Genomic DNA, 23953 nt, shown 5'->3' with positions numbered 1-23953 from the left:
TAATTTTATCAAATTTCTTTAAATAATGGGAATATTTTTTTAACTCGGCAATAATTTACTAAAAGGGTGATTAAATGATATATATAATTAATATCTTTCTTGGATGTATTTTTGTATATTATGATCTCTATGGTTATAACAGTAATTTAATTAAATGGCTAATAAGCTTTAATTGCTTTAGCTACTTATTTTTTATAAATGCCAATCTTTATGCTGTTTTGGCAACAGGAGCAGCTTTTATAGCCGATTATTTTCTTTTGTTTACGACCCATTACTTAATTGGCATCAGTATATTTATTATAGTTCAGCTTATGTACATGCGTCTTTTAAAATATAATACCTACTTCCCCTTTTTCTTTCTTATTTTTATTTTTATAGATCCATTAATTAGTTTGGCTTTTATTTATCTTTGCTTTAGTATATTAAATCTTTTTCATAGTTTTAAGATTAATAAAAGTTTTTTTTCTGCTATTATTTTACTTTTATGCTGTGACATAACAATTGCTTTAATCCACTTACAATTAATCGATTCAATCTACAATCTAGCTATCTGGCTTTTTTATATTCCCAGTCAACTTTGCTTTATATATAGTCAAAAATTTTTATCAAAATCTATTCTTTAATATTTATTTTTATCATTAATAATGTTATAATCACTTAGTACTGTCCTCATAGTGAAATGGATATCACGTAACCCTCCGGAGGTTAAGTTGTAGGTTCGATTCCTACTGAGGATGCCATATTAGTTAAACCCCGCTGTCTAGAGCGGTTTTTTTGGTTAAAAAAATTGTCATGCAGTATTCGTGCAGTAAATTTTTTTATTAAGTTTCTTTTATAATCTAAAGATTTATATTAATATTATAATCTGAATTTTTATATACGAAAAGCAGCGCACGCAAATTTATCGGATGCCTTCTCTTATTAATTTTCTCGATAAGCATAGCTCGCATAGATGTCTAATAAGTTATAGCACTTTGGATTGTACATTAATGTCAACTCTTTTAATATTTCTTACATTTTATATTTATAAATTACTTCTAGTTTTTTTAACTTTGTTAAAAATAAACCTGAGGTGATTTTTTATGAATTTAAAGGATAAAAACAGAAACAGATACTGCAGAATATTAAAGATTATTAAAATATCGTATCACTTGACTTTTATCCAACATATTAGTACTTTAATAATAGAGAGCGCTTTCCTTATCATTATTATTTATTTTGTAAAATAATAAAATAGCAGTAAGTGGGAGCCACAGGATGGAGAAAAAAATATGAAAATATCAAAAGGAGCGATTATTGTAACAATTTTTGTAATTTCAATGGTTTCAGTCATAATATGTGCAATTATCGATGGAGATTCAAGTCCATACCCTATGCTTCGTATTTATCTCAATGATGCTTATAATAAAAACGAATATGGTGTTAGCATTTACACTGAAGAAGGTGAAAATATTACAGATTCGTTTCTTGAAGAGAACAGAGAGCTTTATGAAAAAGGAGATATGGATGAAATTGTTAAAAAGTTTGCGAGTTCTGATTATAATCTCCAAATAATAAACCCAATTTCAGATAATGAATAATAACAAGGTTAAGACATTTGCTGTCTTAACCTTTTGTTATACTAAAAACCTAGGCCGTTTGATCTAAGTTTTTTTATTAATAGCTATTGGGGTAACTTCTGAACAAGATACCAATCATTTGGAAACCCTAGTGAAGATAATATATTATTGCAACTAATTGTATTTAAATGTTTATTCATCTCTTTTGCTCTTTTTTATTGTGTTATGCATTTGTCCATATTGATTTTTAGAAAGAAAACACTGTATAACCAAAAACACATTATACACATCTTGCCAAGGAGAATTTTTATTAATATTATACTTACTATGTAATTCATTATTATATACTGTATTTTGCCTACACTTGAAACTCAAAACTCTATTATTATGGGCACAATATTTCTTAACTCAACAATATTATTTAAATAAGATATTAACTGTTTAGGTTGTAATAAACACTTTTTTTCTAGATTTTCTATTAAAATCCTTTATTAAAGGCAGTAACGAATTCAACTTTCTTTAAAAAGTTATTTCGTTACTGCCTCTAAAATTTAACTTAAATATTATTGAATAGGAACCTTTATATTACTTACTAAATATCTCGCCCCATTATAAGTTAGAAAAACATCAAAATACAATAATAGCAATTTTTTTATTTGAAATAATAATTAGATATAAAAACTGCTTTTAAAAGCAGTTTTTATATCTAAATAAACTATGTATTTTCTTTTACAATCTTCTTTAACTGATCCTTAATCCCCTGCAGTTCTCCCACAGCTCTTTCTATATCTTTATCCTCCTTCAATTTTTGTATAGTTTTGTTTAACTCGTTTGAAACTCCCCTTAATTTCTTCATTTCTTCTTCCTCCAAAGATATTTTACAACAAGATTATAGAATATTCTGCCAAAGTTTTATAGACATAATAGGACTATAATTATAACCTGTATATCCTTTTAATGTCTCCTTCTCTTAAAATTTAAAAATCACTTCTATTTTTTGTAAATTTGTTAAAAATAAACCTGAGGTGATTTTATGAATCTAAAGGATAAAAAGAAACAAGAAGCAGAAATAAGATTAAAAAAATTAGAAAATGAATTACGAATCTTATTAACAAACAAAGAAAACCAACAACAAATAATCGACTGTAAACATGCAATAAAGAAGCAAAGACAAATTTTACAAAACATTAAAGATTACTAATAATAATTTGTGTTAACAACAACAACTCTGATATCATCCCCTATCTTAAAGATGCTTTTAATGAAAATGAATAAAGTGTAAAAATTATAGAGATGTTGTAGATACGTATTTATAAAAAATTTTAACAAAGAATAGTTTTATTATCTATTATCTAAAGGTATTAGAATAAATTAGATTTTACTTAACAAGTATACAAAAAAGAAAGTTCATAAAAACAATTAAGATACCTTTTTAACAATTATAATAAATTTATTATCTAACATTACAATGAAAAATAATTATTATCATTGTTGCATCAAATATAAAATAGATATATATTATTCTTAGAATTTATCTTAAAATTACAAAACAAAAACCGACCAGCTAGTCGGTTTCATTAGGAAACATCAAAACAACTTTTGATATAACAGCTAAAGTATTTGTATTGTGGATATCTCATATGTGAATCATTGAATTGTCTTTTATATGTTTCCTCTATGTGTAACCTCTTAATCATTTAATTTATTGGGATAATAAGTGGAGAGATAAACACAAACTCATTATACCTTAACAAACTCATATATAAAAGAGATATGATAATTTTGTCCTTAAATCGGGACAAATTTAATCATTTATAATCTGATTCATATAAATCTTCAATCTTTATTTTTAAAGCTATTGCAATTTGTTCTAATTCAAATAAAGTTGGACTAATTTTATTATTTTCTATATTATTAAGTGTAGTCTTCCCTATTCCGCATAACCGCTCAAGCTCTCTTAAAGATATATTATGTAAATAACGTATTTGAGCAAGTTTAATTATTATCATGGAAACACCTCTAACAAATTGTTTCCAAAAATACTATTTTAATGCATAAAATTATAAGAATTAAGATTTATTTTATCAATTAAAAACTTATTGTTGATACTTTTATTGGTAAAGCAATAATTCTTAATCTAAATATAAAAAAGAAGGGTCTATATGAAGTTATTTGATTTTAATTATGATCAAGCTATTGATCACATTCACAAATTTACCATCAGAGTATTAATTATAGCTGAATTTGGATATGAGCCCAATGTCATTGATATATATAAATATATGTCAATTGGAAAAATAGTTCAAAAAATAGAATCTTATCCTGCAAAAATACCATATAATTTCTGTGATTATGATAAAATATTTATAAATGTTTTATTTCAAAAATTATCATCAAAAAATACTGAATCTCATGTTTTTTCTAATGGTTTATTTGTGCTTATTGATAAATGTTTATATATTACAAATACTAATAATAAAAAAATTATTGATGATATTCTATCTATGAAAGCTTAGATAGAAATTTTATAAATTAACTGTATAGTGAAATTCATCTCACATATATTTTCAATCATTTTAAAAACATCATAAATAACATTAGTACATATGTACTAATAACAAAAAATATGTTTTAATATAAACTATAGTTATTAAAAATGAAAGGAATACAAATTATGGGTGTTGGTTCAAGATTAAAAAAAATATTAGATGAAAAAAATGTTACATTAAAAGATCTATCATTAATATCTGGTGTATCTTTAAATACATTATACGGAATAACAAAAAGAGATAATGACACAATAAAAAGTTGTATTTTAACTCAAATTGCAAGTTCTTTAAATGTTCCACCTCAATATATCCTAGGATTTGACGGATATGCACCCCAGTGGACAGATGAAGAAATCAATTCTTTTCCAGATGATTTTATTGATACTAAAGATGGTTTATTAAATGAAATTTTAAAAGTTTCAAAAACTTTAACTACTGAAGGACGAATTAAATGTCTAGACTTTTTAAAAAGTATTCAGGAAGAAAATTTAAATAGTAATTTTATTTCTGATGAAAAGAAATATCATGAATGGGATATGATCAGATTAAAAGAAATATCAAAAATGCATGATGAAGGAATTATTTCTGATTTAGATTATCAAAAATTAAATTTGATACTTTCAAAAAAACTTTATATTCCTTTTCTTCAATATGATGATGAATATGAAAAAGAAAGTTGTAAATTACGAAATTATATAAAAAAAGCTGAACAAAGATTAGCCCCAGAAATTCGTGACAGCAAAATTGAATCTCTTCTTAATCACAATGATTAGATTATACAAGCCAAAGTACACCTATTTACATAGGAACAATCTCTTTGGCTTGTTTTTGATTTTATACTTAAAACAACAAATCTATAATGTTTTATTTTTCTATTATGAAACAAACAATTCTTACAAACTATAACAATCTTCTTTATACACTTATTACAATATAGAAGGATCATATATCATTAAATAATTTAAGTTTATTAAAAAACTTAGTTTCTAACCAAAAATATTTCTTTTTTACATCTATATTTTTATTATTTTTACCATCCTTAATTACCCGATCTATTTTATCTAAAAAATCTGTCTTAAAATCATCTATATAATTATGACCCATTATCTCTGCAAACTTTAATAACCCAACACCTAAATAATCAATATATGTAACTAGATCATCATCCTCTTGAATATATTGATCATAAAAATATTCATTCTCTAATAAATATTTATAGTTATCTGTATTTACTAAGATTGATTTATTTAGATCTGTTACTATCACATTTAATAACTTATCAGAAATTATTATTCTAGGATACATAGCTTTTTTTCTTTCTAATTCAAATACTTCTATAACGGCTTTACCAAAAACATATTTATTATTATGACAAATATCACCAATTGTAATTCCGCCTCTGATTAAAAAACCTTCTTGAAGCATATGGAATTGAACATCACATATCATTTTAATTATTTCTTTTACTGTAAACAATCTATTTTTTTCCATTATCGGACAAGATAAAATCACGCTATTAGAAAATATAGTTGAATACATATGATCAGTTGAATAATTATTATCTTCAAATTCACAGCTATTTTTTAACGTTTTTAATGTATGATCATTAATACTAACTTGATTAACATTATTAAACTGTTCACTGATTTTACTTAATGCATGAGAAATTAATGTTGCTTTCTTATAATCTTTTATAACCAAATCAGAAAAACCTAATACTTTAAAAAAAATTACTATTGAATTAACAGAATTAATTTTTTCTATTTCTTCATCAGTATGTAAATGCATAATATCATATCCATGCAACATATTATCACCTCTCCAATATCATATACTAAATCACGATATAATCGGGATTTTAAAGTTACTAAAAAAACCTATTATAATATAGGTCCTTTTAAAATATCATAAAATAAACTAAAACAATAATTCCTAAAACAATCCGATACCATCCAAACACCTTAAAATCATGCTTTTTAATATAACTCATTAAAAACTTGATTGTTAACATACTTATTACAAAAGCTACTAACATCCCAATTATCAACAAAATGAACTCACCTGTAGTAAAAGCCAGACCAAATTTAACCAATTTTAATAAACTTGCTCCAAACATTACTGGAATTGCTAAAAAGAAAGTAAATTCAGCAGCTACTGTACGACTAACTCCAATCAATAAAGCTCCAACAATAGTAGCTCCAGAGCGTGAAGTACCAGGGAAAATTGCTGCAATTAATTGAAAAATTCCAATTATTAATGCTGTATTATAAGTAATTTCATTTAATGAATTAATTTTAGAATTCTTTCCTTTATTAAAATTTTCAATAAAAATAAATAGAATTCCAAACACAATTAAAGCAATTGCAACAGTTAAAGGATTATAAAATAATTCATTCAACTGATCATCAAACAATAATCCTACTACTGCTGCTGGAATACAAGCTACAATTATTTTGAACCACATTGAAAAAGTATCTTTTTTTATCTTCCAATTATTCTTATAATCAAATGGAATTAATTTTTGCCAATATAAAACTACAACTGCAAGAATAGCACCTAATTGAATTACTACCAAAAACATTTCTAAAAATTCAGCACTAACATTCAATTTAATAAACTCATCAACTAAAATCATATGTCCAGTACTACTAATTGGCAGCCACTCAGTAATACCTTCAACCACACCTAAAATTATTACTTTGATCAACTCAATAATATTCATATATTCCTCCACAATTATACTTATGCATTATAGCATTATCAATGATAAAAATCATTAGCTAAATTCTTAAATTTGATTAAATAAATATATCCATTAATTTTCTTCTTTAATCTCTATTAATTTAACTAAAAATAATTGTTCGTATTATCTAGTATCTATTTTATTGAATCTTTTTTTGTTTATAATAAATTTATCTCCCATACATTCTCTTTTCATTTCCAGATCATAGAAACATATTATAAGACAATCTTTACAAAATATGATGTATCAAAAAATTATTCAAATCAATACTCATATTTTAATAACTCACAATTATCTGTTTGAAAATAAAATATTTCTTCATTTGTCATATCATTGAAATAACTATGAATAGCTCGACAAACAGCACCATGACATACTAATAATACATCATTATTAGTTGCTTCTTCTTTGATTTCATCTAAAAACTCATAAACACGTTTACACAATTCTATAAATGATTCACCTCTTGGATAACGATATGCGAGATTATTTTTATTTACTAAAAACTCTTCACATTTTCGATGAACGCCTTCATACACACCAAAATTTATTTCTTTTAACCGAGGCTCAACGATAAAAGTTAAATTATGGATATTAGCATAATTTGCTGTATCAAGCGCTCTTTGTAAAGGTGAAACATATAAATATTTATAATTGACTCGATGTAAATTATTAGCCAAATTTTTTGCCTGTTCTATTCCTCTTTTTGTCAACACAGCTTCACTAATACCACATACTAGATTCTTGACATTATAATCTGTTTCTCCATGTCTAGTTACATATAAACTCATTATTTGACCTCCATTTCTACTATATGCATTTTAACATACACAAAGAAAAAGACAAGGTCCCTTGCATCCTTGTCTTACATAGCTAAAAAGTTTTTTATTTTTTTAAAAATCTACTTCGCTATCATAATAGCAGGCTTTTAATAATTTTACCATTTCTTCTTGAGTAGGAATCCGTGGATTAGATCCTGTACAAGCATCCTCAATTGCTAGTGCGGCAATATTTTCAACTCTTTTTAAGAAGATTTCTTCTGATACAAAACCAGTTGGAGCTGGTAAGCCATCTGCACCATAATGATTAATTGAATGAGGAATATTTAATTCATCATTCATTTTACGTAAATAAGCAATCAATAATTCAACTTTTTCATCATCGCTATTTCCACCTAAATGCATGTAATCAGCAATTACACCATAACGTTTTTTAGCTGTTTCATCTTTAGCATTAAATGCGATAACTTTAGGTAGATACATTGCATTAGCGGCACCATGAATGATATGACCACCTTGATCAACAAAAGCAGCTCCAGTTTTATGAGCCATTGAATGAACAATTCCTAATAACGCATTCGAAAAAGCTTGACCTGCTAAACATTGAGCATCATGCATATCATCACGACAATTCATATCACCATGATATGATTTAACCAAATTTGCCTGAATCATTTCAATTGCATGAATTGCTAATGGATCAGTATAATTACAATTTGCAGTTGATACATACGCTTCAATTGCATGCGTCATCGCATCCATCCCAGTATGAGCTACTAATTTAACTGGCATTGTTTCTGCCAAATCTGGATCTACAATTGCTACATCAGGAGTAATTTCAAAATCTGCAATTGGATACTTAACACCTTTATCATAATCTGTAATAATTGAAAATGCTGTTACTTCAGTAGCGGTTCCGCTAGTTGACGGAATAGCACAAAAATGAGCTTTCTTACGTAATTTAGGAATCCCAAATACTTTACACATCTCTTCAAAAGTAATTTCTGGATATTCATATTTAATCCACATTGCTTTAGCTGCATCAATTGGTGAACCACCACCAATAGCAATGATCCAGTCAGGTTGGAATTCTTCCATTACAGCAGCACCTTTCATAACAGTTTCTACTGATGGATCAGGTTCAATACCTTCAAATAATCTTACCTCCATACCTGCTTCTTTTAAATATTCAACAGCACGATCTAAAAAACCATTTTTCTTCATACTTCCGCCACCTACACAAACAATGGCTTTTTTACCTTCAAAAGTTTTTAATGCTTCTAAAGAACCTTTTCCATGATACAGATCTCTAGGTAATGTAAATCTTTGCATCAATAACCACCTCCATAATATTATTATAGCGCTTACAAATGCCGCTTCGAAGAGACAAAAAAGGAATAGCACTATTCCTTTTTTTGTATACCTAAATATTATTTTCCTTCAAACAATTCTTTACTCTCCTTATAAAACCTTGATCTTCTTTAGACAAGCGATATCCTTTACGTTTAATCAGTAAATCATAACAGACCATCTTATTATCATGACAAGTAACAGTTTTTAAGTTATATCGATTTAAAATATCTTGAGGTATTGGAGAGACCCACATATAAGTATGCGGTAAACAATTAAGTAATTCAAATTGAATTCCTCTTTCATAGATCGATATTTCTTTTTTTGCCTGCCTCGTTTCATCATTACGATTTGTGGCAACTAGTGGTAATGTTGGTAAAGAAATATCCCCATGAGTTATTTCTATTTGTTCAACTAAATCATTTAAACTGATTTTTTCTTTAAATACTAAAGGATTTTCATTAGAAACGAGTAATTTAAAAGTAAACTCATAAATTTTTTCATATTCAATTTCTTTAGTCTCTAATAAATTAATAAAATAATTCTCTTCATTTTCAAAAAAACGAATAATCCCTATATTTGCATTACCTTCATATACTTCTTTAATAGTATCAAAAGAATTAGTCTCCCGATAATTCACTTTAATATTTTTATCTTGAAAATTAATCATTGATAAATAATTAGTAAATGCATTAGCAACATAACTTGCTCGGGGTACGCATATATCTAAATGAACCGACTTATCATCATAACCTTGATACATGGCTTCCATTTCATCAACCTGCATGATGATACTTTTAGCCCGCTCTATAAATTCAGCTCCTTTTTTAGTTGGAATAACTCCTTTTGAAGTTCTTTCAAAGATGATTATTTGCATATTTTCCTCTAAATCTTTAATTGTTTTACTTAAATGAGGCTGATTCATATAAAGATTACTAGCTGCTTTACTAATCGATCCTGCTTTAGCAACCTCAATTACGTATTTTAAATGTAATAAATTCATCTTACTGCCTATCTCCTTATGCTTGTATTTTAACATATAAATAATAAGTTGTGTTCGATTATCCTAAATATATATATTTTTTTGTCTATAGCTATAACTGTCAAATATATGGGACTTTTGTAATTATGCTATTTAAAGCGTTTACAAAACATGTTATAATTATAACAAACGATAAAAAAGAAAGAGGTGTAAAAATGAAAAAGTTGAAACAAGAGTATTTGGATAAAATTGACGAGATTGTTGCAAAACATAAAAACGAAATGGGTCCAATGAAGTTAATGCTTCATGAAATCCAAGAAAACCTTGGTTACATTCCTTTTGAAGCAATGGAAAAAATTGCTACAGCTATTGATGTACCAGTATCAAAAGTATATGGTGTTGTAACTTTTTACTCTCAATTTACAACTGAACCTAAAGGTAAACATGTTATCTCTGTTTGCTTAGGTACAGCTTGTTATGTCAATGGTTCCCAAACTATTCTAGATTTACTTTGTGAAATGACGGGATGCGAAGTAAACTCAACTAGTCCTAATGGATTATTTTCAATTGATGCAACACGTTGTGTAGGTGCTTGTGGACTTGCCCCAGTAGTTAGTGTTGATGGAATAGTCTTTGGATGTACTAAGCAATTGGAAGATCTAAAAATGTTAGTACTAGACTATTTAAAGGAAGAAGCCCCATGCTAGTTAAAGAAGTCGTCGATATTTTAAAGGCAAAAGAAATTTATCTTGACGACCCAAATATTTATCAAAAAAACTATGATAAAGGCTTTTCTACTGACTTGATGTCAGATGCTCTAGCACTGTTGAAAAATGAAACAGAGGATATTTTATTTATAACTGGTCTAGCAAACGTGCAGTCATTACGTACCGCAGAAGTCTTAGATATTGAAACTATTCTTTTTGTAAGAGGTAAACCACTAGACATGTCAATTGTCGATATGGCTAAAAATTTGCATATCAATCTCTTCCAGACAGATGAAACAATGTTTGAAGCATGTGGAAAATTATATGAAGCAGGAATGCGGCGATGATTAAAACTTATCAAGTAGAAAAAGATAATTACCAAGATGCCGGAAAGGCCTCTAGCGACATCAAAAGAACTTTAAAAGCTTTAGGAATTGATCGAAAGGTTTTAAAAGCCGTTGCAATTGCCTGTTATGAAGCAGAAATCAATATTGCAATCCATTCTGATGGTGGAACTATAACCTTTGAAATTGATGATGAAGGAATTGTTCATCTATCTTTTGATGATGTTGGCCCTGGAATTGAAAATCTTGAATTAGCACAAACTCCAGGTTATTCAACTGCCTCCCCTAAAGCAAGGGAGTTAGGATTTGGAGCAGGAATGGGACTTTACAATATGAAAAGTGTTGCTACTTCATTTGAAATATCTTCTTCAAGTGAAGGGACACATATAAAAATGACCTTTCAATGAAACCTGTAATTAGTTATTTAGGTAATAGTTGTAAAAAGTGTATCAAGTGTGTTAAAGCATGTCCCATGGATGCTATTTCTATTGTTAATGAACAAGTAATTATCGATCAAGATAAATGTATTAATTGTGATATTTGTATTCAGGCATGTGACCAGAAAGTATTGAGAGTTAAAAATGTTAATTTAGAAAAAACATTAACAGAACATGATTATAACATTGCTTTAATTCCGACTGCAATTTTGTCGGATTTAAAAACTTATGAAGAAATAAAAAATATTGCTCATGCAATTAAAAAATTTGGTTTTGATGAGGTTGTTCAATATAGTAATATTGAAGGTAAATTATATAAACAAGCTTTAAAAGACAGTGTAGGAAAACATAAAGCGATGCTAACTTCTTTTTGCCCTACTATTAATAAATTAATAAAAAATGATTATCCAACTCTTATTGATCATTTATTACCATATGATTATCCAGTCGAAATTGCTGCTAAACAATTAAGAGCTAAATATAAAGAGCAAGATATTGGAATTTATTCATTATGCGAATGTGTTGGTAAATTAACTTTAGCTAAAGAGCCTTTTAATAATAATGAATCTCAAATTGATTATGCTTTGAGCATTTCACAAATGTTTCCTCAAATCAATAGATTAAAAGATGAAAAACAAGAAGATATTGAGATGTGTAAATATGGTGTTAAAAGTATTGTTAGTGATCTTTATGGAAATAAAAGTTTATCAGTTATAGGAGTTGAGGGTCTAACTCAAATTAGAGCCGCATTAGATTTGATTGAATTTGATCAACTGAAGCATGTTGATCTAATGGCTTTATTTAATTGTTTTCAAGGATGTATAGGTGGCTATTATCTTTGGTCGAATCCTTTTGAAGGATGTTTTAATATTGAAAGCATGATTAGTGAATGCCAAAGTAAAATTGCCCCTTTAAATAGAAGTGATTATCAAAAAGTTCATACTATCAACAGTAATGAACAGAACTTTAAAGAACGATTAGCATGGTTTAACAAAATTAATACAATCTTAGAAACACTCCCTCAATTTGATTGTGGTAGCTGTGGATTTGCAAATTGTCGTGGTTTGGCTACGAGAATTGCTAGTGGTGAAGTAGATGATTCTTTATGCCGAGTTAAAAGAAGGTGATTTGATGAAAATAAATGAGATTTTAAAATTAAATATCAAACAGATTAATGATACACCTTTAACAAATACAATTGAAAATGTCTATATTGGTGATTTACTAAGCTTCGTTATGGCCAATGGTAAAGAAGGAGCCTTGTGGCTTACTGTTCAAAAACATATAAACGTTATAGCTGTAGCTGAATTAAATGATTTTGCAGGGATTATCTTTGTTCAAAATAGTTATCCCGATGAGGATACAATTAATAAAGCTGCTGAACTTGAAATCCCAATTTTCATTAGTGAAAAAGATGCATTTTTAGTTACTAAAGATTTAATTTCATTAGGTTTATAAAAATGTATTATGATCTGCACATTCATTCGGCACTGTCACCATGTGGCGATGATACGATGACAATTAATAATATTTTTAATATGGCATATATTAAAGGATTAGAGCTAATTGCAATTACCGATCATAATTCTTTAAAACAACAATATTATTTAGAGGAAATAATTAATCATGATATTTTAAAAGGAAAAATTGATTATGTTCATGGAGTTGAGTTACAAAGTATTGAAAAAATTCATATTCTTGCTTATTTTTGTAAAAATACAAATTTAAAACCAATTCAAGAATGGATAGACAAACATTTAATCAAGATACCTAATCAATCAGATTATTATGGTAATCAATATATTTTTAATGCAAATGATGAAATCATTGAAACTGAAAACAATTTATTGATTAGTTCTTTAGACATGGATGTCTATAAGATCATAAACCAAATCCATGCTTTTAACGGAATTGCGATATTGGCACACGTGATGGCTAAGAAATATGGTATTTATGAAGTATATCATGGTATTCCAGCTGATTTAGATTATGATGGGATAGAGGTTACTAGTATTAGAGACCTAAAAAAATTAAAAAAATCATGTTTACATCTTAAAGATGAATATATTTTTTTTAATAGCGATGCTCATAACTTAGAAGCAATCAATGAACCAATAAATCAAATTGATAAAGATAAATTTTATCAATTATGGAGGAAATAACAATGCAGGAAATTGCAATGAACATTCTTGACATTGCTTATAATTCAATTAAAGCTAAAGCTAGTGTGATTAAAATTTTAATTTATGATAGCAGTAAACTAAATATTATTAAAATTCAAATTATTGATGATGGAATAGGGATGGATCAAGAAACTATAAAGAATGTAATTAATCCATTCTATACAACTAGAACCACACGTAAAGTCGGTTTAGGAATTCCTATGTTCAAGGAGAATATTGAAGCAACTGGTGGCAATTTTTCAATTGAATCAACTATTGGTAAAGGAACTAGAGTTACTGGCGAATTTGTTAAAAACCATATTGATACACCACCAATGGGTAATATCGTAGATACGATCATTACCTTAATTCAAGCAAATGATAAAATTGATTATTTATTTAAATATACAAGTGATGAATCTGAATTTGTATTAGACACCAAAGAAATAAAGAAAATTTTAGATGGTGTTGCAATAAATTTACCAGAAATTATTATCTGGTTAAAAGACTATATAAAGGAGGGATTACACAAATGAAATCCTTAGAAGATTTAAAGAAAATTCGTGAAGCGGCCAAAAATAACATGGCAATGCGTAGTGATGCTAAACAAAAATATCGGGTCGTAGTCGGAATGGCAACCTGTGGAATCGCCGCTGGAGCTAGACCTGTTTTAAATGCGCTAGTAGAAGAAGTTGCTGATAAAAACTTACCAGCTACAGTATTACAAACTGGATGTATCGGAATGTGTACACTAGAGCCAATCGTGGAAGTGTTTGATCGTGATGATAACAAAACTACTTACGTGTTAGTTGATGCAAAAAAAGCAAAAGAAATTGCTGATCGACATTTAAAAAACGATGAAATTATCGACGAATATACGGTCGGACATTATAAGAAATAGGAGGTCGTGAGATGCCAGCAAAAAGAACCCAAGTATTAGTTTGCGCCGGAACTGGTTGTACAATCGGTAATTCTGGTGAACTAATTACAGAATTTGAAAAAGAAATAAAAGCTCTCGGACTAGAAAATGAAGTCGAGGTCTTAAGAACAGGATGTTTAGGATTGTGTGGAGTTGGTCCAAATATTTCTATTTATCCAGATAATATTATTTATAAAACAGTTAAACCTGAAGATGTTAAAGAAATCGTTATGGAACATTTCTACAAAGGGCGTCCTGTCCATCGTTTAATGTTAAATGAATCTGACGAAGAAACTAAAGAGATTCATGACATAAATGATACAAAGTTTTATAACAAACAAAAAAGAATTGCTCTTCATAATTGTGGGGTTATCGATCCAGAAAATATTAATGAATATATCGGTAAAGATGGTTATTTTGCTTTAGCAAAAGCATTACAAGAGATGACTCCCCAAGAAGTTGTTGATGTAATAAAGGCTAGTGGATTACGTGGCCGTGGTGGTGGTGGTTTCCCTACCGGGGTTAAATGGCAATTTGCTTTAAATGAGCCTGGTAAAGAAAAATATGTTATCTGTAATGCTGATGAAGGAGATCCTGGAGCATTTATGGATCGTTCGATCCTTGAAGGAAATCCTCATAGTGTTATTGAAGCCATGGCTATTGCAGGATATGCAATTGGTGCTAACCATGGGTATATCTACATTCGTGCTGAATACCCAATTGCGGTAGATCGTTTAAAAACTGCAATTAATCAAGCACGTGAATTAGGATTATTAGGTAAAAATATCTTCGATAGCGGATTTGATTTTGAATTAGAAATTCGTTTAGGAGCTGGGGCTTTTGTCTGTGGTGAAGAAACAGCTTTAATCAAATCAATTGAAGGAGAACGTGGAATGCCTAATCCTAAACCACCATTCCCTGCTCATAAAGGGGTTTGGGGTAAACCAACTATAATTAACAATGTTGAAACTTATGCAAATATTGCACAAATTATCCAACATGGAGCTGACTGGTTTAAATCTATTGGTACTGAATCTTCTCCAGGTACAAAAGTATTTGCATTAGGTGGTAAAATTGTTAATACTGGATTAGTTGAAGTTCCAATGGGTACAACTTTGCGTGAAGTAATTTATGAAATCGGTGGTGGATGCCCTAATCATAAACGCTTTAAAGCTGTACAAACTGGTGGTCCATCAGGAGGATGTTTAACTGAAGAACAATTAGATACCCCTATTGGTTTTGATGAATTAGTTAAATTAGGTTCAATGATGGGTTCTGGAGGAATGATCGTACTTGATGAAGATAATTGTATGGTTGACGTTGCCCGTTTCTATATGGATTTTATTGTTGATGAATCTTGTGGTAAATGTACACCATGTCGAGTTGGTACAAAAAGAATGTTAGAACTACTAGAACAAATATGTGATGGAAAAGGAACAATGGCAACTCTTGATGAATTAGAGTTACTAGCTTCAACAATTCAAGATACTGCTTTATGCGGACTTGGACAAACAGCCCCTAACCCAGTACTTTCAACCATCAAACAATTTAGAAATGAATATATTGCTCATATCGTTGATAAAAAATGTCCTGCTGGAGTTTGTAAAGAATTACTACAATATATTATTGACGAAGAAAAATGCCGTAAATGTGGTCTTTGTGCTAAGCAATGTCCAGTTGGGGCTATCCATGGTGAACTTGGAAAAGTTCCATATGTTATTGATCAAGAAAAATGTATTAAATGTGGTCAGTGTATAAAAGCTTGTCACTTTAATGTAATTGAAAGAAAGTAGGTGTAAGGAATGTCGAAAATAAAAATGACGATTAATAACCGTGAAGTAGAGGCTTATGAAGGCCAAACAGTCCTAGAAGCGGCTAAAAATAACGGAATCCATATCCCTACTTTATGTTATTTAAAAGATGTTACTGGTACTGGTGCATGTAGAGTTTGCCAGGTAGAAATAGAAGGTGCAAAAACATTATGTGCTGCCTGTGTTTATCCAGTAAGAGAAGGACTAGTAGTAAAAACCAACTCTCAAAGAGCATTGGATGCTAGAAGACGAGTAGTAGAATTAATTGTTTCTAACCATTCGAAAGACTGTTTATCTTGTATTCGTAATACTAATTGTGAATTACAAAGATTATGTCAAGAATTAGGAGTTCGTGAAGATGCTTTTGCTGGAGAAAAAACTGCTCCAACTTTTGATGAAGTATCACCTGGAATCGTTCGTAACACTTCTAAATGCGTTCTTTGTGGACGTTGTGTTGAAACTTGTGCTAAACATCAAGGTTTAGGAATTCTTGGTTTTATGAATCGTGGATTTAAAACTAAAGTAGGTCCTGTTTATGATAAAAGTTTAAATGATGTAAATTGTATGCAATGTGGTCAATGTATTAATGTTTGTCCAGTTGGGGCTTTACAAGAAAAAGAAGAAGTCCATGATGTTATCGCTGCTTTAAATGATTCATCTAAACATGTAATCGTTCAAACCGCTCCTGCGGTTAGAGCTAGTCTAGGTGAAGAATTTGGTATGCCAGTTGGTACAAGAGTTACTGGTAAAATGGTTCATGCATTAAAGTTAATGGGCTTTGATAAAGTATATGATACTAACTTTGGTGCAGATTTAACAATTATGGAAGAAGGTTACGAATTTATTAGCCGTGTTCAAAATAATGGTGTCTTGCCAATGATAACTTCATGTAGTCCTGGATGGGTAAATTATATTGAACACGAATATCCTGAATTATTAAACCATTTATCAAGTTGTAAATCACCTCACATGATGTTAGGTGCAATGATTAAATCATATTATGCTAAAACTAATAATATTGATCCTAATGATATTTATGTTGTATCGATCATGCCATGTGTAGCTAAAAAAGGCGAAAAGGAACGTCCAGAAAACATGACAGATGGTTTAAAAGATGTTGATGCAGTATTAACTACAAGAGAATTAGGTAAGCTAATTAAAATGTTTGGTATCAATTTCCGTGATTTAAAAGACGAAGATTTTGATCAAGATATGTTTGGAGAATATACTGGAGCTGGTGTTATCTTTGGAGCTAGTGGTGGAGTTATGGAAGCCGCCTTAAGAACAGTGTGTGATGTTCTAACAAATGAAGATTTATCTACTTTAGATTATCATGCAGTTCGTGGTGAAGAAGGAGTTAAAGAAGCTAGTCTAAAAGTTGGTGATTTAACTGTTAACGTTGCTGTTGCTCATAGTATGACTCTAGCAAAACCGTTATTAGAAGATATTAAAAATGGAACTTCTAAATACCACTTTATTGAAATAATGGGTTGTCCTGGTGGATGCGTTAATGGTGGAGGTCAATCTTACATCAACGCCTTAACACGTAATAGTGGTTTTGATTGGAAACAAGCACGTGCTAAAGCATTATATGATGAAGATCTAGCACAACCAGTTAGAAAATCCCACAAGAATTCACAAATTCAAAAACTATACGCAAACTTCTTAGGTGAACCAAACAGTGAAAAAGCACATCATTTATTACACACACATTATTCAAAAAAAGAGCGTTATAAATAAATTATTTGGTGGGAGTATATGAATAAAATTGTTAAATATCTATTTTGTCTACTAATGCTTTTAATGCTCGTAGGATGTATTTAATAAAAAGTCTATAAAGTAATTATTAATAAAAACTGTTAAAATAATTACTTATATTTAATTAAAAATACAGTTAAGATAGATGACTTATTAACTCCTAAATATTATTTTAATTACAAATAAAAAAGGGCATACGCCCTTTTTATTATGTTATAATTATATTAATTTATATTGTAAGGAGATAAATAAAATGAGGAAATTATGGTCAATTTATCATCGAGATATTCCTATTTTTATTCACGAGTTTTCTAGTACCCCATTAATACAACGATTAAAAAACATTGGGATGAACTGCGGTCTTGAATATACTCAATTTGAACTTTTCAAAAAATGTCAATCATATACAAGATATGATCACAGTATTGGTGTTGCCTTAATTATTTGGCATTTTACTCATGATAAAACTCAAACTATTACTGGTTTATTGCATGATGTAGCAACACCTGTTTTTGCACATACAATTGATTTTTTAAACGGTGACTATTTAAACCAAGAAACAACCGAAAATGGAACTAGAGAAATTATTGAAAACTCAAAAGAACTAAAACAACTATTAAAAAAACATCAAATTACAATAGATAGTATTGTTGATTATCATCAATATCCGATTGCTGATAATGATTCGCCTCAGCTCTCTGCTGATCGCTTAGAATATTCACTTAGTAATATGCTTAATTATGGCTATTGTACAATTAAAGATATTAACCTATATTATACTGATCTAATCATATCTAAAAATGAATATGGTGTGATAGAATTAATGTTTCAATCTGAAAAAATTGCTAGTTTGTTTACAATTAATGTTTTAAAAAACTCTAGAGTCTATATATCTGATGCTGATCGTTTTTCAATGCAGGTACTAGCCAACCTTATTGAAATAGCACTAGATAACAATATTATTAGTAAAAAAGATTTATATCTTAATGAACCTTTTATTATTAAAAAATTTTTATCAAATGCATATACTAATCAACTATGGCAAAGATTCACACACTATTCGATGATAAAAAAGGCATTAGTTAAACCTGATAACAATTGGTTTAAAGTCAACACTAAAAAAAGATATATTGACCCATTTGTATTAAATCTAGGAAGAATATCATCAGTATCATTAGAATTAAATAAAGAGATTAAAAAATTTAAAGCAATAGATTTTGATTACTATCTCAACGCTCAATAAAATCGTTAAATTTAATTATCAGAAAGTTCATAAATACACTCTGTTAAGTACTCTAAACTATGTATATGAAATATGCCTTTCTCCATTATAATATCTAACCATTCTTCAACACTAGTCTTCCAAGGAAACCATTTTTTACGACGTTTTTCCGCTTTATAATTATATTCATGAAAACCATTCCCCAAACGATAAGCTGCAAGTGAATAATTAAACATAGCTAAACTATCTTGGTAAAGTTTTTTAGGACGAGGATTTTTTCGCTCAGCTATATGTGGTAAAAAATCCTTTTCTAAACCCATTAACCAATTTAAAAATGGATCATATAAGTAATATGATGAGGGAACATATGGAAATACTATCTTACCATCTTTATATTTTATTATAATTTCAGCATCTAAAAGTTCTCTTCTTGTAATAATTTTAAAAATATCAATACGTTTTATAATCGTATGCTTAATTAACCCAAATTCATTATTAAAATAAATTATCTCATCTCTACCATAAGCAAATAAATAATCAAAAGATTCTTTAACCATACGACATGCGGGCGCAAAAATAAGAACATAGTCTAAGATATTATTCTTAAAATAAGTTGATACACTTTCCTGATATTCCTTAGGAATATCATTTAGATCATGTATTTCTATTGGCCAATCAGCAATTGTATGCTGATCTATTTTTTTCTCTTCATTTTCATTCATAACATTGAACCTCCACATACTAATATCTTATCATTATTCAAGTAACAAATATATATAATTATTAATCAGATTTTTTCATATAAAAACACCATAATCAATAATTATGGTGTTTTATCATTAAAACCTAATTTTGTTTTTTCTTATATATTTTTACTGCTAAAATACTTAAAATACCTAAACCTGCAAATGCTCCAATTAAACTTTCATCTCCAGTTTTTATTGCATTTCCTTTTGCAGGTGTATCTCCTGGTTTTACTGGTGTGCTCTCTGGTGCTTTTACTTCCAGTTTATCAATGCTTGCCTGTAATCCTTCCACTGCTGCTTTTACTTGTTCTTCGCTTGCTTCTGGATCATTTAATACTGCATTTGCTACTTCTAATGCTTCTTCCATATTTAACCATGATGGCACACTGTAACTTGCTCTACTTAACATGTTTGCTTTATTGATCAAGTCTTTTAACGCATCTTTGTTTGGTAATAATCTTAAATCTAGATATGCTCTGATTAAATCATTATATGCCTTATCTATTTGTTCCTGTGTTGCTCCTGATGCTGCTAATACATCTTTTGCTTCATTTAACACACTTTCAAATGCTTTCCATGTGCTTCCTGTATATTTGCTTTCTTCTAGATCTTTTACCTGATCAACAAAGTTTTGTAGTTTTGTTTTGTCTGCTGCCAATTCTAAGTTTGCAAATGCTTCACTTAAGTTCTTGTATGCTAACTGTACATCTGGTTCTAATGCATTTTCATCTGCTATAACTGCTACTGCTGCATCTAAGGCTTCTTTAAATGGTGCCCAAGAGTCTGCTGTATAGTTTCCTTCTTCTAGTTTTTCTACTTTAGTAACTAACGCCTGTAATTCTGTTTTATCACCTTTATAGAATTCTAACATATGCATTGCTTTTGCTAAACGTGTGAACGCAAGGTCAACTGTTTCCTGACTAGCAGAAGAATTACTTAAAACTTCTTTAGCATAGTTACGAGCTTCCTTAAATTCAGCAACAACGATAGGTACTACTTTTTGTAAGTCTTCTTCTGTTACTTCATCAGCTAATTCTACTGCAATTGCTAAAGCATTTTTATCAGTATTTTTTAATTCAGAATATTTCTTACTAATCTCATATACACCTTGTTTAAACGCACTTACATCTGCTAAAATATCCTTTTTACCTTTTTCAGAAGCCCAGTAAGCTGGTCTTCCTGTAATTCCAGGTACAAACCAATCTGGATCATTTTCTACTTTAACATTATCATAATTAGATTTAACTGTTGCAAATAAAGCATCTATATCATCCCTTAATTCTGGACACTCATCTTTAATACGATAAAGTTTATTAATATCTCTTATTCCTTCCCCATATTTTTCACTTCTAATTGAAGCTTTGGATTCTTTATTAGTGGCACCCTTTAAAGATGGATATACCATGAAACAGTCTCCAGGTTGAAATGATGAATGTGTTGCATCTACAAGAGGATCTTCAACCCAGGCATCATAAGCCCAATCAAGAAAATAATCTAAATCCAAAGCCCCAGAAAACATCATTGTCCAATATCCTTCTCCTGGAAGGGAACGGATAAATGTATTAGGAAAGATTTCTGTTCCTGTATAAAAACTTGTCTTTAATCCTTTTGCTTTTCGATCAGCAACAAACTTCTTAAATTTATCAATCCCTTGATTTCTTAACTGATTTAAATTAAAAGATAAACTTACCATTCTATCTGGAACTCCATCATTTGAATAGATATTGTTATAAGCTCCTTGTTTTTTAAACACCTTACCGTCTTTATTTTTTACTTGATCAATTACGTTAAACACACTTAACATATTATCTCTTTCATCAAATCCTAAAGATATATCATCAAACCAACCTTTTTCATCTAAATGGTCAGAAAAATCTTCAAAAAATGGCTTCCAATTATTTGCATATGCTGCAGTTCCTGGGGCAGCACTAATTTTTTTAGTTGTTGCACTCGCTTCATCATAATAAATAATTTGATTATTCCATGGCATTGGACTATATAATACAATATCATCTCCTAAATCAATAGATTTAGCAAGTTCAACAAACTTATCAAAATAATTATAATCAAACTGCCATGTTCCATCAGCCTTCTTTATCCACTTAATCAACGAAGGGCAACGTACATTATCTCCACTTGCAGGATCTGTTTTTCCATATGTTTGACCACCCCATGCTTCTTCTACTAATGTACCTGTTAAGGTAGTACCACCATAATCTTTATATTGTAATAAATGTTTCTTTAAAATCTCATTATGTTCATCTGAAAATGGTTCAACATTATAATATTCAGCTGAACTAAATGGATAGGTCCAAAAATCTGGTCTAAAACTGTATTCATTTTCATCAGAAAAATCAGCATCTATTACCTCAATTGAATAATCAATTATTTGATCTGTATCAATATTATCTGCGCTTATCGTTACTTTACCATGATAAATTCCCGCTTTAGCATCTTTATCTACAACAAAATCAAGCCATACTAACTGAACTCGATTTTTAGCTATATCTAAAGGTTCAGTATCATAAATAACATCAAAATAATCCTCTTTAGGTCCGATTGGAAGGTATCCTTCAGGATTATATGAATACCATCCTGCATTTCCAATAAATGCTTTTACTTCTTTCATAAAAGTTGCCTTAAAATTATTTTTATTTAATATCTCCCCATTATTATTTTTAAATTCTTCAAACTCAACTTTTACATTTTCTAAATCCTTGTTTCCTGTAAGCAAAGCGATTTGGGAAATAGCTTTATCATCTTTCCAAGACCATAATGATTCTAAACTCTTATTTGTATTCATCAGTGTTTGATAATGTTTTTGTTGATATTGATCATTAGAATCAACTACAGTAGCATGAAGATCACTTATTTTTTCAACTGTGATTTCCATCTTTGTCTCAATCTCAAGACTTGTTGAATATCCAGTAATCTCGGTTTTCCCTGCACTAACTGCACTTACTAATCCATTATTATCAACAGTAGCAACCGTTGAATTACTAGATATAAATTTAAAATCTTCTGGTAACATTGCATCTATAGGAGTTGTCGTATATTCAACTTGATAAGTAGCTCCTTCATATATAGAAGCTGATTCTTCATTAAAACTAACATTTGATGCGACTTGTTTAGGTTTAAATAATTTTGCATACGATATTTGAATATCCCCATATGTTGCACTTGGATTGGTTTTGCCAGTAGCTTGTACTTTGATTTGATGCTTTCCATTACTTAAATTATTATATTCCTTTAATAACACTGGATCAGCAGTACGAACTGCCGCAAATGTATCAACCTCTATGGATTGACCTCCATCAATTGAAAATGCCACAATTGAATGTCTAGGTGCTCTAAAACCATATACTTCTATTCCCGTTCCCTCAAAATCAATAGTATAATAAACATCATTATTTTCTTCTAATCTAGTATCAACAGTTGTAAAATACTCATCAATTTTAGGTCCTGCTTTCCATTTATTTTCTGGATAATAGTTAAATTTATCTATCCCCTCACCAACATCATTTTTTGCAGTAATAATTTTTTCATTTTCCGGTGCTGCGTTTACTTTTTTAACTTCAATAATACTAGAAAAAACAGATAAAACAAATATTAAAGCAATTCCAATAATACTAACTCTTTTTAATCTTCTTTTAGTTCTCATATTGCCTCCTATTTTTGTATTTAAATCTTCCCTAATTTTTTTCTAAATTATAGCCACATATAATACTTTAACTGTCCAATATAATTTTAGACAATATCATACATTCACCTCCAATACCAAAATATTATATGTATACGCTTACATCCATACTAACATAACATGTATACTATTTATTTGCATATATCAGCAATAAATTTTCACTATTTAAATTCTAATATATCAAT

At 29.1% G+C, this 23953-nt stretch carries 24 protein-coding genes and 1 tRNA gene; 16 read left to right on the top strand and 9 right to left on the bottom strand.

All coding sequences use genetic code 11. The features are described from left to right. The first annotated feature begins 665 nt into the window (after nucleotides 1–665). Both ACLR9T_RS09470 and ACLR9T_RS09465 read left to right on the top strand, forming a co-directional pair. A tRNA-Arg gene (locus ACLR9T_RS09470) sits at nucleotides 666–740 on the top strand. 531 nt (nucleotides 741–1271) lie between these two features. Then, on the top strand, nucleotides 1272–1580 hold the full coding sequence (locus ACLR9T_RS09465; RefSeq protein ID WP_413109299.1) for a hypothetical protein: 309 nt from the start codon (nucleotides 1272–1274) through the stop codon (nucleotides 1578–1580). A gap of 694 nt (nucleotides 1581–2274) precedes the next feature. Here the strand turns inward: ACLR9T_RS09465 and ACLR9T_RS09460 are convergent. Then, nucleotides 2275–2415: a hypothetical protein gene (locus ACLR9T_RS09460; RefSeq protein ID WP_413109298.1), complete on the bottom strand. Its 141-nt coding sequence runs from the start codon at nucleotides 2413–2415 to the stop codon at nucleotides 2275–2277. Nucleotides 2416–2592: 177 nt separating this feature from the next. Here ACLR9T_RS09460 and ACLR9T_RS09455 point away from each other — a divergent pair, with 177 nt between their 5' ends. After that, a complete protein-coding gene (locus ACLR9T_RS09455; RefSeq protein WP_413109297.1) occupies nucleotides 2593–2760 on the top strand; it encodes a hypothetical protein in 168 nt (55 codons plus the stop codon). A gap of 607 nt (nucleotides 2761–3367) precedes the next feature. On the opposite strand, the gene ACLR9T_RS09450 is transcribed toward ACLR9T_RS09455, so the two are convergent. Next, nucleotides 3368–3568 (bottom strand): helix-turn-helix domain-containing protein, encoded by a 201-nt coding sequence (locus ACLR9T_RS09450; protein ID WP_413109296.1) that lies wholly within the window; start codon nucleotides 3566–3568, stop codon nucleotides 3368–3370. Between the two features lie 153 nt (nucleotides 3569–3721). Between ACLR9T_RS09450 and ACLR9T_RS09445 the strand changes: the two genes are divergently transcribed. Beyond that, a complete protein-coding gene (locus ACLR9T_RS09445; RefSeq protein ID WP_413109295.1) occupies nucleotides 3722–4075 on the top strand; it encodes a hypothetical protein in 354 nt (117 codons plus the stop codon). A 140-nt stretch (nucleotides 4076–4215) separates the two neighbouring features. Further along, nucleotides 4216–4881, top strand: a complete 666-nt coding sequence (locus ACLR9T_RS09440) for a helix-turn-helix domain-containing protein (RefSeq protein ID WP_413109294.1) — start codon at nucleotides 4216–4218, stop codon at nucleotides 4879–4881. A gap of 169 nt (nucleotides 4882–5050) precedes the next feature. Here ACLR9T_RS09440 and ACLR9T_RS09435 read toward each other — a convergent pair whose 3' ends face one another. The 5 genes from ACLR9T_RS09435 to ACLR9T_RS09415 form a co-directional block, all read right to left on the bottom strand. Further along, complete coding sequence (locus ACLR9T_RS09435) at nucleotides 5051–5917, bottom strand: hypothetical protein (protein WP_413109293.1); 867 nt, start codon at nucleotides 5915–5917, stop codon at nucleotides 5051–5053. 88 nt (nucleotides 5918–6005) lie between these two features. Then, nucleotides 6006–6830 (bottom strand): undecaprenyl-diphosphate phosphatase, encoded by an 825-nt coding sequence (locus ACLR9T_RS09430; RefSeq protein ID WP_413109292.1) that lies wholly within the window; start codon nucleotides 6828–6830, stop codon nucleotides 6006–6008. Between the two features lie 284 nt (nucleotides 6831–7114). Continuing rightward, entirely contained in the window at nucleotides 7115–7642 is a 528-nt protein-coding gene (locus tag ACLR9T_RS09425; RefSeq protein WP_413109291.1) for a histidine phosphatase family protein, read from the bottom strand. A 102-nt stretch (nucleotides 7643–7744) separates the two neighbouring features. Continuing rightward, complete coding sequence (locus tag ACLR9T_RS09420) at nucleotides 7745–8962, bottom strand: iron-containing alcohol dehydrogenase (protein WP_413109290.1); 1218 nt, start codon at nucleotides 8960–8962, stop codon at nucleotides 7745–7747. Between the two features lie 91 nt (nucleotides 8963–9053). Continuing rightward, nucleotides 9054–9983: a LysR family transcriptional regulator gene (locus tag ACLR9T_RS09415; RefSeq protein ID WP_413109289.1), complete on the bottom strand. Its 930-nt coding sequence runs from the start codon at nucleotides 9981–9983 to the stop codon at nucleotides 9054–9056. A gap of 194 nt (nucleotides 9984–10177) precedes the next feature. On the opposite strand from ACLR9T_RS09415, the gene ACLR9T_RS09410 reads away from it, so the two are divergent. The 11 genes from ACLR9T_RS09410 (at nucleotide 10178) to ACLR9T_RS09360 (ending at nucleotide 19343) form a co-directional block, all read left to right on the top strand. Then, nucleotides 10178–10669 carry an NAD(P)H-dependent oxidoreductase subunit E gene (locus ACLR9T_RS09410; protein ID WP_413109288.1) on the top strand — a complete coding sequence of 164 codons (492 nt, stop codon included), beginning with the start codon at nucleotides 10178–10180 and terminating at the stop codon, nucleotides 10667–10669. Next, complete coding sequence (locus ACLR9T_RS09405; protein ID WP_413109287.1) at nucleotides 10663–11016, top strand: hypothetical protein; 354 nt, start codon at nucleotides 10663–10665, stop codon at nucleotides 11014–11016. Before ACLR9T_RS09410 ends, ACLR9T_RS09405 begins: the two co-directional genes overlap by 7 nt. Then, nucleotides 11013–11420: an ATP-binding protein gene (locus ACLR9T_RS09400; RefSeq protein ID WP_413109286.1), complete on the top strand. Its 408-nt coding sequence runs from the start codon at nucleotides 11013–11015 to the stop codon at nucleotides 11418–11420. The genes ACLR9T_RS09405 and ACLR9T_RS09400 overlap by 4 nt, the downstream gene beginning before the upstream one ends. Continuing rightward, nucleotides 11417–12577, top strand: a complete 1161-nt coding sequence (locus ACLR9T_RS09395) for a [Fe-Fe] hydrogenase large subunit C-terminal domain-containing protein (RefSeq protein WP_413109285.1) — start codon at nucleotides 11417–11419, stop codon at nucleotides 12575–12577. The genes ACLR9T_RS09400 and ACLR9T_RS09395 overlap by 4 nt, the downstream gene beginning before the upstream one ends. Next, nucleotides 12546–12908 (top strand): hypothetical protein, encoded by a 363-nt coding sequence (locus ACLR9T_RS09390; RefSeq protein WP_413109284.1) that lies wholly within the window; start codon nucleotides 12546–12548, stop codon nucleotides 12906–12908. Before ACLR9T_RS09395 ends, ACLR9T_RS09390 begins: the two co-directional genes overlap by 32 nt. 2 nt (nucleotides 12909–12910) lie before the next feature. Continuing rightward, entirely contained in the window at nucleotides 12911–13612 is a 702-nt protein-coding gene (locus ACLR9T_RS09385; RefSeq protein WP_413109283.1) for a PHP domain-containing protein, read from the top strand. A gap of 2 nt (nucleotides 13613–13614) precedes the next feature. After that, a complete protein-coding gene (locus tag ACLR9T_RS09380) occupies nucleotides 13615–14148 on the top strand; it encodes a sensor histidine kinase (RefSeq protein WP_413109282.1) in 534 nt (177 codons plus the stop codon). Next, nucleotides 14145–14513 (top strand): (2Fe-2S) ferredoxin domain-containing protein, encoded by a 369-nt coding sequence (locus ACLR9T_RS09375; protein ID WP_413109281.1) that lies wholly within the window; start codon nucleotides 14145–14147, stop codon nucleotides 14511–14513. The genes ACLR9T_RS09380 and ACLR9T_RS09375 overlap by 4 nt, the downstream gene beginning before the upstream one ends. Nucleotides 14514–14524: 11 nt before the next feature. Then, nucleotides 14525–16324 carry an NADH-ubiquinone oxidoreductase-F iron-sulfur binding region domain-containing protein gene (locus ACLR9T_RS09370; RefSeq protein ID WP_413109280.1) on the top strand — a complete coding sequence of 600 codons (1800 nt, stop codon included), beginning with the start codon at nucleotides 14525–14527 and terminating at the stop codon, nucleotides 16322–16324. A 9-nt stretch (nucleotides 16325–16333) separates the two neighbouring features. Continuing rightward, nucleotides 16334–18082 carry an NADH-dependent [FeFe] hydrogenase, group A6 gene (locus ACLR9T_RS09365; protein WP_413109279.1) on the top strand — a complete coding sequence of 583 codons (1749 nt, stop codon included), beginning with the start codon at nucleotides 16334–16336 and terminating at the stop codon, nucleotides 18080–18082. Between the two features lie 271 nt (nucleotides 18083–18353). Further along, a complete protein-coding gene (locus ACLR9T_RS09360) occupies nucleotides 18354–19343 on the top strand; it encodes an HD domain-containing protein (protein ID WP_413109278.1) in 990 nt (329 codons plus the stop codon). An 11-nt stretch (nucleotides 19344–19354) separates the two neighbouring features. Here ACLR9T_RS09360 and ACLR9T_RS09355 read toward each other — a convergent pair whose 3' ends face one another. Both ACLR9T_RS09355 and ACLR9T_RS09350 read right to left on the bottom strand, forming a co-directional pair. Beyond that, a complete protein-coding gene (locus ACLR9T_RS09355) occupies nucleotides 19355–20044 on the bottom strand; it encodes a hypothetical protein (RefSeq protein WP_413109277.1) in 690 nt (229 codons plus the stop codon). 124 nt (nucleotides 20045–20168) lie between these two features. Then, nucleotides 20169–23729 (bottom strand): glycoside hydrolase domain-containing protein, encoded by a 3561-nt coding sequence (locus ACLR9T_RS09350; RefSeq protein ID WP_413109276.1) that lies wholly within the window; start codon nucleotides 23727–23729, stop codon nucleotides 20169–20171. Nucleotides 23730–23953 lie beyond the last annotated feature (224 nt).

This window comes from Thomasclavelia sp. (assembly GCF_047249845.1).
Taxonomy (GTDB): domain Bacteria; phylum Bacillota_I; class Bacilli_A; order Erysipelotrichales; family Coprobacillaceae; genus Thomasclavelia.
The sequence above is the reverse complement of the archived record's forward strand: the minus strand, read 5'-3'. Positions and strand labels throughout refer to the sequence as shown.